The 13,853-nt window shown below is 48.9% G+C and carries 14 protein-coding genes; 6 read left to right on the top strand and 8 right to left on the bottom strand.

The features are described from left to right. The coding region (locus tag ABIC15_RS12785) for a copper amine oxidase (RefSeq protein WP_354020879.1) at positions 1–909 on the top strand (909 nt) is incomplete at its 5' end. A 111-nt stretch (positions 910–1,020) separates the two neighbouring features. On the opposite strand, the gene ABIC15_RS12780 is transcribed toward ABIC15_RS12785, so the two are convergent. Further along, complete coding sequence (locus tag ABIC15_RS12780; protein WP_012369196.1) at positions 1,021–1,611, bottom strand: DedA family protein; 591 nt, start codon at positions 1,609–1,611, stop codon at positions 1,021–1,023. A gap of 193 nt (positions 1,612–1,804) precedes the next feature. Here ABIC15_RS12780 and ABIC15_RS15320 point away from each other — a divergent pair, with 193 nt between their 5' ends. Continuing rightward, on the top strand, positions 1,805–2,599 hold the full coding sequence (locus tag ABIC15_RS15320) for an NUDIX domain-containing protein (protein WP_012369195.1): 795 nt from the start codon (positions 1,805–1,807) through the stop codon (positions 2,597–2,599). A gap of 54 nt (positions 2,600–2,653) precedes the next feature. Here ABIC15_RS15320 and ABIC15_RS12765 read toward each other — a convergent pair whose 3' ends face one another. After that, entirely contained in the window at positions 2,654–3,508 is an 855-nt protein-coding gene (locus ABIC15_RS12765) for a VOC family protein (RefSeq protein ID WP_354020878.1), read from the bottom strand. Between the two features lie 120 nt (positions 3,509–3,628). Here ABIC15_RS12765 and ABIC15_RS12760 point away from each other — a divergent pair, with 120 nt between their 5' ends. After that, positions 3,629–4,009 (top strand): winged helix-turn-helix transcriptional regulator, encoded by a 381-nt coding sequence (locus ABIC15_RS12760; protein ID WP_012369193.1) that lies wholly within the window; start codon positions 3,629–3,631, stop codon positions 4,007–4,009. An 80-nt stretch (positions 4,010–4,089) separates the two neighbouring features. After that, on the top strand, positions 4,090–4,860 hold the full coding sequence (locus tag ABIC15_RS12755) for a nucleotidyltransferase domain-containing protein (RefSeq protein ID WP_012369192.1): 771 nt from the start codon (positions 4,090–4,092) through the stop codon (positions 4,858–4,860). A 273-nt stretch (positions 4,861–5,133) separates the two neighbouring features. On the opposite strand, the gene ABIC15_RS12750 is transcribed toward ABIC15_RS12755, so the two are convergent. Together ABIC15_RS12750 and ABIC15_RS12745 are read right to left on the bottom strand one after the other, a co-directional pair. Then, entirely contained in the window at positions 5,134–6,063 is a 930-nt protein-coding gene (locus ABIC15_RS12750) for an NADP-dependent oxidoreductase (RefSeq protein ID WP_012369191.1), read from the bottom strand. A 101-nt stretch (positions 6,064–6,164) separates the two neighbouring features. Continuing rightward, on the bottom strand, positions 6,165–7,637 hold the full coding sequence (locus ABIC15_RS12745; RefSeq protein ID WP_354020877.1) for a methyl-accepting chemotaxis protein: 1,473 nt from the start codon (positions 7,635–7,637) through the stop codon (positions 6,165–6,167). 148 nt (positions 7,638–7,785) lie between these two features. Here ABIC15_RS12745 and crcB (ABIC15_RS12740) point away from each other — a divergent pair, with 148 nt between their 5' ends. Further along, positions 7,786–8,187: a fluoride efflux transporter CrcB gene (crcB, locus tag ABIC15_RS12740; protein WP_012369189.1), complete on the top strand. Its 402-nt coding sequence runs from the start codon at positions 7,786–7,788 to the stop codon at positions 8,185–8,187. Further along, positions 8,184–8,531: a fluoride efflux transporter CrcB gene (gene crcB / locus ABIC15_RS12735; RefSeq protein WP_026829473.1), complete on the top strand. Its 348-nt coding sequence runs from the start codon at positions 8,184–8,186 to the stop codon at positions 8,529–8,531. The genes crcB (ABIC15_RS12740) and crcB (ABIC15_RS12735) overlap by 4 nt, the downstream gene beginning before the upstream one ends. 66 nt (positions 8,532–8,597) lie before the next feature. On the opposite strand, the gene ABIC15_RS12730 is transcribed toward crcB (ABIC15_RS12735), so the two are convergent. The 4 genes from ABIC15_RS12730 to ABIC15_RS12715 all read right to left on the bottom strand — a co-directional run bounded on the left by ABIC15_RS12730 (position 8,598) and on the right by ABIC15_RS12715 (position 13,829). Further along, on the bottom strand, positions 8,598–9,452 hold the full coding sequence (locus ABIC15_RS12730) for a DegV family protein (RefSeq protein ID WP_354020876.1): 855 nt from the start codon (positions 9,450–9,452) through the stop codon (positions 8,598–8,600). Positions 9,453–9,523: 71 nt separating this feature from the next. Next, positions 9,524–10,552, bottom strand: a complete 1,029-nt coding sequence (locus ABIC15_RS12725) for an aldose epimerase family protein (protein WP_012369186.1) — start codon at positions 10,550–10,552, stop codon at positions 9,524–9,526. 102 nt (positions 10,553–10,654) lie between these two features. Then, the gene (locus ABIC15_RS12720) at positions 10,655–12,337 is read right to left on the bottom strand and encodes a LytS/YhcK type 5TM receptor domain-containing protein (RefSeq protein WP_354020875.1); all 1,683 of its coding nucleotides are present in this window, start codon (positions 12,335–12,337) and stop codon (positions 10,655–10,657) included. Positions 12,338–12,515: 178 nt separating this feature from the next. Further along, positions 12,516–13,829 (bottom strand): hemolysin family protein, encoded by a 1,314-nt coding sequence (locus ABIC15_RS12715; protein WP_012369184.1) that lies wholly within the window; start codon positions 13,827–13,829, stop codon positions 12,516–12,518. Positions 13,830–13,853 lie beyond the last annotated feature (24 nt).

The raw sequence follows: 13,853 nt of genomic DNA, 5'->3' as shown, positions 1-13,853 counted from the left end.
ACAGCAACAGAAGGTAAACTGCCGAAGGCAGCAGCGGAAGAAGTTCTCCGTGCCCATGAAGCGGACGTCTATAAAACATTCCAACAATATGCAGCTGGTGACTACGAAGGATCGTACAACACGTTCCGTGAAGGTTACAGCCGCATGTATGATATCTCAAAAGCACTCTCCGTCGCGATCACAACACAGATGCCTGAGAAGTTCGACAACACGAAAGCGGACACAAAAGCCGCTGACCTCCGGTCAACACTCAACAGCCTCGCAGCTGAGCACGTGGCACTGGCGAACATCAGCATGACAGCGGGCGTCGATCAAGCGAAAGACTATGATGCAGCGAACTGGGCAGAAGACATGCACACAGCTGACTTCAAAGCGGCAATGAAATCCGTTTACGGTCAAGCGGGTGCGGATCAGTTCGAGCAAGTCTGGACAAAAAACCACATCGAAGCGCAAGCGAACCTCGTCACAGCAGCGATCAACGACGACAAGAAATTGATGGGTGACGCACAAGACATGCTCAAAATGTTCTCGAATGACTTCGGTGCGTTCCTTGGTGCAGCAACGGAAGAAAACCTTCCGACAAAAGCAGCACAAGAAGCGGTCTCTGGTCATGAAACATACGTCCAAGATACGTTCATGCAGTACGTCGAAGGCGACTACAAAGGATCAGCCGACACATTCCGTGAGTCGTATGCTTACATGTACGGCGTCGGTGAAAACCTCGGTGAAGCGATCGTCAAACAATCACCTGAGAAATTCATGGATGGTACACCAGGTTCAATGCCGAACACAGGTAACGGCGGCATGAGCGACAACAATACAGCAGGTACAACAGGTGCGATCGCGCTCTTCGGTCTTGCACTCGGAGCAGCTGGAATCGTCCTCGCACGCAAACGTCAAAACGCATAAGAATTCACACCTAAACAATAAACATCCCCTTCAGAAATAATTTCTGAAGGGGATGTTGTCATGTACAGAATAATCCTGTCGAATCCTGGATGTTCATATTACTCATCAGCATTATTCCGTGACAAATTCTTCTTCTTTTTTTAAACGATTGCGTCGTTTCGCGTGCACGACACCGGAAATAATAATCGTCAATAATGCCGCAATAATCAGAAGTACCATACTTGGATGTTCACTTAACCACATTCCCAGTTCCGACCAGGTGACCGTCTGCCCGATTCGTACGATTAAAAAAGTCCATAATCCGGTGTACAGCCCTGCCGCAACGAATGTCATCGCCAAATAACGGGATAACGGATAACCGAGTAATCCGGCAACATAATGGATCGGATGGCGGACTCCAGGTAAGAAAAAGGACAAACCGATCGCCCATAATCCACGGCGTTCTAAAATCGATTCAGCCTGCTCCAGGAATTTCGATTTCATCAACCGTTTGACGAGTGGAATTTCACGGAAAAAGCGTGCCAATAAGTAAAACCAAGCAAAGGCAATGAAAAAGACAGGCCATGCGGCTAACCAAATCAAAACCGGATGCATGCCTTCGCGGATCCGTAATGCGGCATATCCCATCATCAATACATCGTCGGATAGCGGCGTAAACATGATACCTCCTGCCAACCGGACCAATGCCATAACATCCACCATTCTCTCACGTCCTTTTTTTCTCTCTATAATTAAAGTATGCCCGAATTTCCTTGAGTTGAGCCCTCTTCTTTTCTTTAGTTTTTCTTTTCTCGCAAAATGCATGTCGAATTGGAGGAACAGGCAGGGATATGCCACCTGATACGAGAAGGTAGTCAAGGAAACTAACTGCTTAAAAGATAGAGGAGGAATTTCCATGTTACATCGCCGGAAGACCTACACGATTCGCCCGGAACGACTGCAGGAATTTACCGAGTTCTTTCACACGTATCTCTACCCTTTACAAATCAGTCACGGTGCCCGCCTTGTCGGCCGCTGGGTGAATGAAGCAGAAGATGAAGTCATCGCCATCTGGGAATACCGTGATCGCGAACATTACGAACAAGTCGACCGGGACGTCCGCGGCAGCACGTTACGCCGCGAAGCCATGAAAAAACGCGCCCGTCTCGGGAAAAACCTTTATATTAAATCAACGGAAGACTTTTTGACGGCGACCGGCGTCTATGCTCCGCCACGCGCCATCGTCAGTGTCACCGCTTATATTACAAATGAAGCCGGCGAAGTCCTGCTCGTCCGCAATCTCCATCGTGGTGACACGTATGAAATGCCGGGCGGCCAGGTCGAGAACCATGAATCGATTCTCGATGCTGTTAAACGGGAAGTCAAAGAAGAAACTGGAGCGGATGTCACGATTGAAGGCATTACCGGTATTTATCAAAACGTCTCAAGCCACGTCCTGTGTGTCGCCTTCCGCGGTACGTATACCGGCGGAGAACTCCGTCCGCAAGAAGGGGAAACGGCAGAAGTCGGTTTCTTCGACTTGAACCGGGAGAACATCGACACGTATATCAAACGGGAACACTTCCAGTTGCGGACGCTTGACGCGATGGATCCGCATTACTTCCCGCATGCCCTTTATAAAGTCCGTCCTTACGAACTGATCAGCCGTTATGACGGCAATGCCCCATCAGCTTTATCCGGTCAAAATTAAAAGACGTCAAAAAAAGCGATTTCGATGACGAAATCGCTTTTTTCTATGGAATCATCAGGTTTGAGCCATTAAACGAGCGGTAATACCGGCATCATCTGTCACGTAAATCGCGTCTGCTTGCCGCGTCACTTCATACGGTGATTGCTCCAGTGCTGCGACTGCTGTTTCGCGCGAAGCCGCGTCCGGATAAATCAGTGTCCAGTAGGTCAGGCCAACCGCATCAGCCGGTGTTTTCGGTGCATCAACCCCTGACCAGACGTTCGTTCCGATATGGTGGTGGTAGCCGCCGGCAGCAAGAAACAATGCACGCATCCGGGAAGCATCCGCTGCGACATCAAATCCGAGTGTCTCCACATAAAACTTCCGCGCTGCTTCAAGTGACTTCACATGGAAATGGACATGTCCCATGACGGTCTCTGCCGGCATGCCGTACCAGTCTTCCTCTCCCGCCTCGACGAGCATACTTTGCCAGTCGACCGGATCCGTCGTCATTTTGACGTCTCCATTTGCTTCATACGTCCATGTATCACGCGGACGATCGGCATAAATCTCAATCCCGTTTCCGTCCGGATCAGATAAATAAAACGCTTCGCTGACGAGATGATCGCCTTGTCCGAGTTCGATCCCTTGAGCAATTAAGTTGCGGATGACAAACCCGAGTTCTTTCCGATTCGGTAATAAAATCGCGAAATGATACAGGCCTGCTACCGAATTTTTTGGAAGTTGTTTTGCCGTACTGTGTTGCTCCAGAATGACGAGCGGTGTCGTCTTCGCACCAAGTGTTGCCGTCTGTTCGTCTTGTCTTAAAACCGTTAAGCCTAGTGCATCCCGGTAAAACGCAATCGATTGTTCCAGATTGGTAATCCGTAAGCTGACCGGTCCGAGTGTAATGTTTGGATTGATGTTCATTTTGCTTCCTCCTCATAAGTTCGCTTCGTATCTTCATTATCAATCAGAAGTGACAGGAACGGAAGTAGGCACAAAGAAGTGGTATAGTATCCTAAACGATACCATGAAGGAGGAACCGCCATGGAAGAGACACCAAGCTGCCGCGTCGAGACGGCACTCGAAATTCTGACCGGGAAATGGAAACCCTCGATTTTGCTCGAACTGATCACGCATGACACGCTCCGATTCAGTGAACTGAAACGGAATCTCCCGAACATCACGCAAAAAATGCTGACAGCCCAGCTTCGGGAACTCGAGCTGAACGATATCGTCCATCGCGAAATCTATCAGGTGGTCCCGCCGCGAGTTGAATACTCGCTGACGGATTACGGAAAAACATTGATTCCTGTTCTGAACGCTATCAATGCCTGGGGCGAAAAACACGTAGAACATTTGGCGCAGAAAGACATGCTTCAAGATACGACACCAACACTTGCTTCTAGTACCAGCGATTCATTTTGAACGAATCGCTCTTTTTAATGGAATAATCTCCCTTATTTCACGTATACTGACGGAATAGACTATATAAGGGAGCGAGCCCCATGCATCAACTTCATGCGATTGAACAGTTAGTAGCACGTTTACGGCAAGATCCGGCTGTCGAAGCGATTTTTTTGAAAGGTTCATTTGGACGCGGTGAAGAAGATGTCTATTCGGATATCGATCTTTACTGTTTAGTATCCGAAGAACGGATGGCGAAATTTCTAACCCGTCGACTGACGCATCTGTCCGTCTATCGCCCGATCATCTGGAAAGACGATATCTTCATTGTCGCACCGCAACTAATTGTCGTGTACGATGATCTCCTGCATGTCGACCTGTTTACGGTGACGCGCGAATCGTTGAACCATTCCGATACGATTCGTGTCTTGTATGATCCGAAAAGACAACTCGATGCGTACGTCGAGACTTCTTCTTTGGCACTCGGGACACAAGAAGCTGCGGATGAAGCGATTGATTCCGTCTGGTTTCTGTTCCAGTATCAAAAAGCAGCCGGTCGCGGGAATGGATTATGGGCGGTCGAGATGTTACGGAGTGCACTAATCAAATTTGCCAAAGTCCTGTTGCACCGGTATGTTCCTGACCGGGCGCAACTCGGTTTAAAAACGGTTCCTGACTATTTACCGGAATCTCCACGTCTACGTCTTGAAGCGATTTATAACGTCCTCGTCCCGGCAACGCATATCGAAGCGGCACGTCTCTACCGGGAATTCTTACAGGAAGAACGGTCGCACTTGCAACAGATGCTGATTAATCAACCGGACACGTTACAGTTACTCGACCGACTGTTGGCATCCGAACAGGTGTATTGAGACCATCAAAATCCAGCTTTATGCAAAAAGCCGATCCCTCTTCTTTTGAAAAAAAGGGATCGGCTTTCTTGTGTGATTTTCAATAGCTTGTTAGAGAAGCAGGCAAAACGAAGACTCCTACGGGAAAAGCGGAACCGGTGAGACCCCGCAAGTCGCGCATGCGACGAGGAGGCTCACGTTTCGCCCGAGGAAAGCGAAGTCTTGCCTGTGTATCTCATAGATTACGTAAGCTATTGACTTTCGTCTATTTGAGAGCGCGTTCTGTTTTCTTGCTCACTTCACTTTAATGACGATTTTCCCTTTCGCATGACCTTCTTCTCCGTAATCATGCGCTTCTTTAATTTGATCTAAATCAAAAATCCGATCGACAACCGGTTTCAACTCTCCCCGTTCCACTGCTTGAGCGATATGTTGCAGCCGCTCGCCTGTCGGTTGCATGAAGACATAGGCGACGCGTGCCTGTGCTTCCTTCGCCTGATCTTCGTCCGGTGGTGTTGAAATCGAGACGAGCATTCCGTTTGGTTTAAGCATCTGGTACAGCTTTGCTTGTCCGTCGCCGCCCATCGTATCAAACACAAAATCAAGATCACGGACACGATCTGCCGGATCTTCCTGTTTGTAATCGATGACTTCGTCTGCTCCGAGCGCTTTGACCCAGTCGACGTTTTTTGTGCTCGTCGAAGTGATGACATGCAGCCCGTGCGCTTTCGCGAGTTGAATCGCGACTGTTCCGACACCGCCTGAACCGGCACCGATAAAGATTTTATCCCCTGCTTTCGCGTCCATCACTTCAAACATGACCTGCCATGCCGTGTGGGCGACGAGCGGCAGTGATGCTGCCTCCTCAAACGTCAGCGCTTCCGGTTTCTTGACGACAAGATGGGCGTCGACGGCGACATATTCCGCATAAGTCCCTTGACGGGCAATATCCGGACGGCTGAACACTTCATCACCGACCTTCAAGTCTGTCACGTTCTCTCCGACTTCTTCGATGACACCGGAGACATCCCAACCAATGACGAGCGGCATATCGTAACTGAGCATTTCCTTTAAGTATCCTTCACGCAACTTCCAATCAACGGGATTAACACTTGCTGCATGCACCGCAATCAAGACGTCATCTGCTCCGACGATCGGACGGTCCAGTTCCCCCACTTTAAATTGTTCCGATCCACCGTACTGTTCAATATAGGCTGCTTTCATGTGATTTCCTCCTCTGATTGTTGTACCTCTTAATTGTTCCCGTTCACCACTTGCGACAAACGAAAAAAGTGCACCGACTCTTAAGAATCGGTACACAGGTGTCAGGCATGGGCCGTCTGTTGAAGGGTTAATGCGGTCTCGTTTAGTGTATGAATCGCTTGCTGTAAATCACCAATTTGTTCGACTTGCGACCGCGTCAGACCGGACAGTTGATCACTGCTCGTCAGTAACAGATCCATGAAGGCGTCGAGTTGTCCGGTAGCCTGTGCGATATTCGAGAGACTATTTGTAATCGTCGCGAATTGCTGTTGCGCTCCGCTGATCGCCTGCACGGAATCATTGGAGTCTGCCGCAATCGTCTGCAACGCGATTTGACTCCGTTGCATCCGCGCTTCCTGCTCCCGCAGTAAGTTGGTGCTGGCATCAATCGAATTACCGGTCTGCATGACATCACGATCAACCCGTTCGATGATCTGATTGATTTCCGTCGAAGCCGCTGCCGTCTGCGCGGACAAATTCCGGATTTCCTGGGCGACGACGGTGAACCCTTTACCGAATTCACCGGCACGTGCCGCTTCGATTGAGGCATTTAAGCTCAATAGATTGGTTTGTGTCGCAATCGCATTGATGCTCGAGGTGATGCTGACGATCTCTTTGAAGCGTCCGGCGAGCTGTCCAAAGGCGGTGACCGATTCATCCATACTTTCGGTTAATTGCTGTAACGACTCGCCGGCCTCGCTGATCGTAGCCTGGCTTTGCTCGGCCGTGACTTTTGATGACGAACTGAGGACAAGTGCCCGGTCGACGGCTGTCGCGACATCCGTCATCAACTCGACGTTATCGGTGTTCATCCGTTTGATCTGTCGGACGGATTGGGCATTTTTCGAAGAATTATCAGCCAACATCTGCATCGCCTGATCAATTTTCTCAAACGAGACTTTTGCCGTATCGACCGTTTCACTCATCTCTTCCGTGAACGTCGTGACATCCGTCGCGGTCGCCGCTGACTGACGAAGCGTCAGTTGAGACGTCTCCGCGTAATGTTCGGCTTTTTCTTGTTGACGTTTGACTTCCCGCATGACGTTTCGCCCAAATACGGCGACGAACGTCGCTGCCGAAAAGATCATCAAGTAGATAACGAAAGCGACGATCATGTCAAACGTGTTCGTAAAGACGATCGTTCCGAGCAGCGTAAAGAGAACCAGTTCAAACAATCCGAGGACACCTGCGAGCACGACCAGGTGCGGGATGAGATAGACAATCGAGATCGTCAGATAGAGATAGGCAATCGTCCAGATGCTTTGGGACGGTAAGGTGATAAGCACCAGTGCCAGGACAAGGTACGTCAAGACGATTTGAATGTATTTCCCACTTGGCTTTTCACCAAAAAACTGATTTCCGGTAAGCAACGCGATTGTTAATAACAGTCCACCGGCTAAAAATTGGTAAAAGACGCTCATCGGGACATAGCCGATTTGGGCAAAAATAAAAATCAAGGGATGGGCAACTGTGATCAATACAGGAATCAGACGAGAGAGTATTTTTGTACTCAATCGTTCAAGCGGTGAGACCATCTGCAAAACTCCTTCTATTGGATTCGTACACTTTTCTTATCGTCCAATTTTAAGATGACGTTTAGTCTTTATGAAAATTTTCATGACTTGACGCATGATTTCTGAAAAGCGTATGTTGAATACAAAAATGAGTGGAAGGGGGCTCCTTATGCTCTATCTATTAGTCGGGCTCGCCGGCATACTCGGCGCCTCTGCCCGGTATGGTCTTGGTCTTCTCATCGGAAATGTGGTGGTGGGTGCGTTCCCGTGGACGACGTTAACCATCAATTTAATCGGTTGCTTCGTATTAGGTTACGCGACACATTTTTTATTTAAGACGACCTTACTGCATCAGTATGCAATGACGGCACTCGGAACCGGTTTTGTCGGTTCCTTCACGACCTTCTCGACGTTCAGTGTCGAATCGGTTGAATTGTTGCGGGCTGGTGTCTATAGTTATGCGTTCGCCTATATCAGTCTCAGTTTGTTTGGGGGCTTATTGTTGTCTTACGTTGGTTATCTACTTGGAACACGCCGGTTACGCCGCTTTCAAAAGGAGGAGGTCTCATGAATTTCCTTGCGCTTGCGACCGGTGCCTTTTTTGGGGCAATCAGCCGCTTCGCCTTAAGCCAATGGACCAAAACGGTTTGGAAAAAGGATTTTCCGCTGGCGACCTTCATCATCAATGTGCTCGGTTCGTTTTTACTCGGTCTTGTCATCGGCTCCCACCTCGATTCGACCTGGACGTTGTTGCTCGGGACAGGATTTCTCGGCTCATTTACGACGTTTTCGACCTTTAAGCTGGAAACGTTACAGCTCGTCCAGAATCAAAATCGAAAGACACTGGTCCTGTATCTCGGACTCAGTTACCTCTGCGGAATTGGTGCCGCTTTTTTAGGAATTATTCTTGCCTGAAATACAAGAAAAAAACCAGAATCTGTTCCCTGTCTCAAGGAATCGATTCTGGTTTTTCATTGTTTTTTAGTCATTCAGCCAGAACAAGCCGACTGTTTCTGCTCCGGCGTGTGTTCCGATTGCCGGACCGAACGTGCCGTCGAGCACCGTCAGTTCCGGGAATTTTGCTGCGACTTGTGTCCGTAAATCGGCTGCCATCTCTGGTGCCATCGTCGTCGCGACATAAATCCGGTTTTTATAAAACGTATGCTGACGCATCGCTTCTTCGACCTGTTTGATGATTTCGATGTACGCCTTTTTCAGCGACCGCGCTTTTTTAAACGGGACGATTTTTCCCGCTTCATCCGTCGTGATGATTGGTTTGATGCTGAGCAGGTTAGCAAGGAACAAATCACCGGACGAGACACGTCCACCCCGGCGCATCGTCTCCATGTTCCCGACAATCATATAAAAATGTGTCTTCTTTGCCAATGCATGCAAGGCAGCCGTAATTTCTTCGACTGATTTACCTGCTGCTTCAAGCGCCATCCCGAAACGGATGAACTCCTGCTGGTTTTCAAATGCTGTATGTGAATCGATGATGTGGACCGGGAAGCTCACCGCTTCCGCTGCTGATGCTGAACTTTGGACCGTACTCGACAAACCGTTTGTACAGTGGACGGCAATCGCACAGTCGTATCCTTCTTCTTTCAGGCGTTCATACGTTCCAACGAATTCCCCGAAAATCGGTTGTGAGGTTTTGGCGACTAACTTCTTGTCTGCCTCAAGCGCCCGGAATAACCGTTCGACGGTAATCGTGTCTTCATTGTAGGCTGTCTCACCAAGTAAAATTTGAATTGGTACGACATTGACACCGATGGCTTCCGCTTCTTCCTTTTTGAAATAGGCCATACTATCGGTCACCCATGCTATTTTAGTCATTTTCCTATGCCTCCGTTAGATTCTTCTCGCTTTATCCTACCACATTCGCTTCGGATGTTCGCAAAAAAACGTTACTGCACTCGACTAAATTGGAAGGTTGTCCGCTTTTCATAGACCTCGCCTGCCCGCAAAACGACAGACGGAAAATCCGGTTGATTGATCGCGTCCGGCAATCCTTGTGTCTCAAGACAAATCCCGAGATAGGGTGTCGCCCGGCGCCCGGCGATTGTAAAGTCTCCTGCCAAATGATTTCCCGTATAGACGACGACACCCGGTTGATCGGTTTCCACACGTAAAATCCGGCCACTGACCGGTTCCTCTAAGACGATTTCTCCGCCTTCTTTCAGTAAAAACGGGTGGTCAACACCACTGCCGGCCTGGCGCAACGCTTCGTCACTCGCATGCGTCACTTCATACAGAGAACGCGCTTTGCGGAAGTCAAAGACGGTCTCGTTGACGGATAAAATCTCGCCCGTCGGAACCGACTCTTCATTTAGCGGTACGTAAAACGGTGCATCCATCCGGAGACGATGTTGCTCAATCGTCGTTTTCGCATTTCCTGTCAAATTAAAATACGTATGATTCGTCGGACTGAATGGTGTCGATGCCGTCGTCGTCGCGTGATACGTCAAAATCAGTACATCTTCGTCCGTCCAGTCAATCGTCAACCGGACATCCAGTTGACCCGGATAGCCGTTTTCTCCATCCGGACTCGTCAAGAGCAGATGTAACAGCTCACCGTCGATTTCATAATCAAAAAAACGATTCGACCAGTTGACGCTCCCTCCATGAAGGTGATGCTCTCCTTCGTTTTGCTCCAGGATATAGTTCATCCCTTCTAATGCAAACGCTCCGTTGGCGATCCGCCCGCCGACCCGTCCGATTGTTGCCCCTAAATGGTGGGGATCTTCTAAATATTCTTCCATATCATCAAAGGCTAAGACGACATTCTCAATTGTCCCGTGTTGATCCGGAACACGGATTGCCGTGATTTTCCCGCCCAAATTGAGTAATTCCACGCTGTGTCCGTTACGATTCATCAATGTAAAAGCGATGATCGGCTGCTCGCCGGAAAAACCGACTTCTTTTGTTGTAATCATGCGCTTATCCTCCTGTATCGATCTACTCTTGCTTTCATTTTTACCCAGGATTGGCTAAAAAAAAACAATCGTTCGATTCCGGTAATCCGAATCGAACGATTGTTACATCTGATCGGTCGTAAGGGGCAACGTCAGTTTCAGGCGTGTTCCACCCGGTCGGGAATAAATCGTACACCCCGCCTGCTCACCGTATCGCCGGTGAAGAGCACGTCGTAATAAAAACAAATTACTCGTTTGCGTCTTTTTATCCTGCTCCCAGCGTTTTAAGAATTCGGCCGGTATGCCGACTCCGTTGTCCGACACTTCAAGCACCCAGTGTGTCTCTTCCTGAAATGCCCGGACATCAATCCGGTGATACGGACCGCTTTGGGGAAAGGCATGGCGTAACGCATTATCGACAAGCTGTGTCACGAGCAACGGAAAGACAAAATGTTCTTCAACGGCCGTTTCGATATCTAAATCAATCTTGACCGCAGCCGGTGTCAATGGATGATGCCGGCGGATTCCTTCCAGCGACAAGTAAGATTTTAAGGTCAGTAATTCTTCACGTAAGGGATACATGTCGAGTCGTCGTGCTGTCGTAAGCAGTTGTCGCAAAGCTCCGAGCTGTTGTTTGACCGGGGTATCCGGATCAGCCGTCTGATGGATTTCATCGACGATCCCGAGGAGGTAGTTCGGACTCAGGATCGGTTTAATACTGGTGTCCGGAAATTGATTCAGTTGTTCCTCTTGGTGAACGACAAGTTCGCGTGCCAAAAGATCCACCAACTGTTCCATCGTTCGCTCCATCGTATCATCGAACAGATGGACCGGAAACCAACAGACAATGCCAGCTTTCTTCCCCTCGACCTGTAAAGGATGAAACGAGATGATTTGACGCGTCAGCTCATCTTCCGACCGGTAAACGGCAGCCGTCTCCACCCATTCCAAAATCGTCTGATGCTGGAATAAATCCGCTGTACCGTGTCCCGTCCGGACATCGGCCAAAATCCCATCCGGTCCAAGTAAAACGACACGGTTGATTTTCGTTTCTTCCAAGATTGTCGATCCGATTTTCCGGGCGCCATCAACCGTCATGCCACTTTTACGCAACGGACGAATCGCATCCAATAAACGATAGGAACGTGCGGATTCGCGAACGAACAATTCATTCTCAATTTTCAACTGCGTCCGTAAGATCGCAATGAAGACACTGATTCCGACTGCATTCGTAAACAACATCGGAAAGACGGCTTGACGTGTCAATTCCAGTACAAGGGCTTGGTCCGGCGCCAACATCAATGCTACACCAATGTCGAGGATGACAGCAGTTAAGACGATACCAATCGGTTGGAGCAAGGAATAACCGTCTTTCCTGCGCCACTGGCGGCTGTACAGTCCACTCAACAATCCGATTCCGACCGCAATGATCCAGGCCGATTCCGCACCGAATGCACCGAGATAGTAGCGGTGAAATCCGACGAGTACTCCGGTCAGACCGCCGATGAGCGGACCACCGAGCAGACCGCTCGTGACGATGATCGTCAACCGCGTATCGATAACCCACTGTTCCGGTGAAACGGCTAATCCGATCAACGGATCAATCGTTTCGTCCGTCGAAAGACCGATTCCGGCATAGTTCATCAGAATACCCGATACGACAAACACACCCAGCAAAATAAAACGATGACTGCGGCGCGATGACGTTTGAAACAAATGGCGTGATATCCGCCATTGCGACAATAAAAAAGCCAATAAGGCTAACATGCCTAAGCGGCTGAGTAAAAACGGGATTTGCTCAAGCACTGGACGTCTCCCTTCTCAAAAAAAAATAATCTCTCGTCTCTTTACTCTTTCCCGCTTCCTCCCTCGTTTCCCTACTACGATTTGTCTTCTTTACACAATCAGTCGGATTTTCAATTTTTGACTGATGACTTGTCCTAAAAAAAAAGCACCTTTCGTACAGGACGAAAGATGCTGTCGGTTATTCCGCTTGTTCAAGCGGATGTAACCATAATTTGATCTGATTGATTTGATAGTTCTCCATCTCGATCACTTCGACCGAGAAGGCTTCCGTATCAATGTGTTCTCCCGGTTGCAGGTCGATGTTATGCATTTGGATCCAACCGCCGATCGTATCGACGTCTTCGTCGTTCGTAAACGTCATACCGAACCGGGCTTCGAGATCTTCAAGCAAAACGGTTCCCGCGACCAAATACTCATTGTTCGGCAACTCTTGAATTTCTTCGACTTCATCCGTATCAAACTCGTCCCGAATCTCACCGACGATTTCTTCGAGTAAGTCTTCCATCGCGACGATGCCGGCTGTTCCGCCATATTCATCAACGACGAGGACGATATGTGACCGCGTCTTTTTCATCTTCCGTAACGTGTCCTGGAGCGAAGTGACTTCCGAGACGACCGGTAAATCCTTCACGTAATGTGTGACCGGATGATGGTTTCCATTGGCGAAGTCCGTCAACATCTCCTTGACGTTGACATAACCGAGAATCCGGTCCTTATCATTTTCTTCCGTGACCGGATAACGGGTAAACGGATTATCCATGAATATTTCCATCAGCTCGTCTTTTGACAATCGTTCTGAGATCGTCGCCATTCGCATCCGTGGAACCATCAAATCTTTGACGATATGCTCGTCAAATGCAAAAACATTCTGCATCAGTGCGAGTTCCGTCTGATTGATTTCTCCGCTTTGAAAACTTTGTGCCATGATGATTTTCAATTCATCTTCTGAGTGGGCTTGTTCGTGACCAGCCGGTTTGACACCGAATAATCCAAGGAAAAAGCGGGCTGAACCATTGAGTAACCAAATGAACGGATACAGGATTTTCCCGAAGATATACAGGGGACGGGCAAACAATAAGGTCATTTTTTCCGCATATTGAATCGCTAACGTCTTCGGAGCAAGTTCTCCGATGACGACGTGTAGGAACGTCACGGAAACAAAGGCAATCCCGAATGACAACAAAGTCGAGACGGCAGCCGAGACGCCGAATTCATCAAACACCGGGTGCAGGATTTTTTCGACAGTCGGTTCACCGAGTGCACCAAGACCAAGTGCCGTTACCGTGATGCCAAGCTGACAGGCAGACAAGTAATAGTCCAGGTCCCCGGCAATCTTCTTCGCGAGGACGGCACTCTTATTTCCTTCCTGAATCATTTGATCCAGACGCGACATCCGTACCTTGACGACCGCAAACTCTGATCCAACAAAAAACGCGGTCAACACGATCAATAACACCACTAAAAATAAATTGATAAATAATATAGTATCCAAAATCCCCTAAACAGGGGTCACCTC

This window comes from Exiguobacterium sp. PvP048, from assembly GCF_040549175.1.
Taxonomy (GTDB): Bacteria; Bacillota; Bacilli; order Exiguobacteriales; family Exiguobacteriaceae; genus Exiguobacterium_A; species Exiguobacterium_A artemiae.
This window is presented reverse-complemented; position numbering and strand designations above follow the sequence as displayed.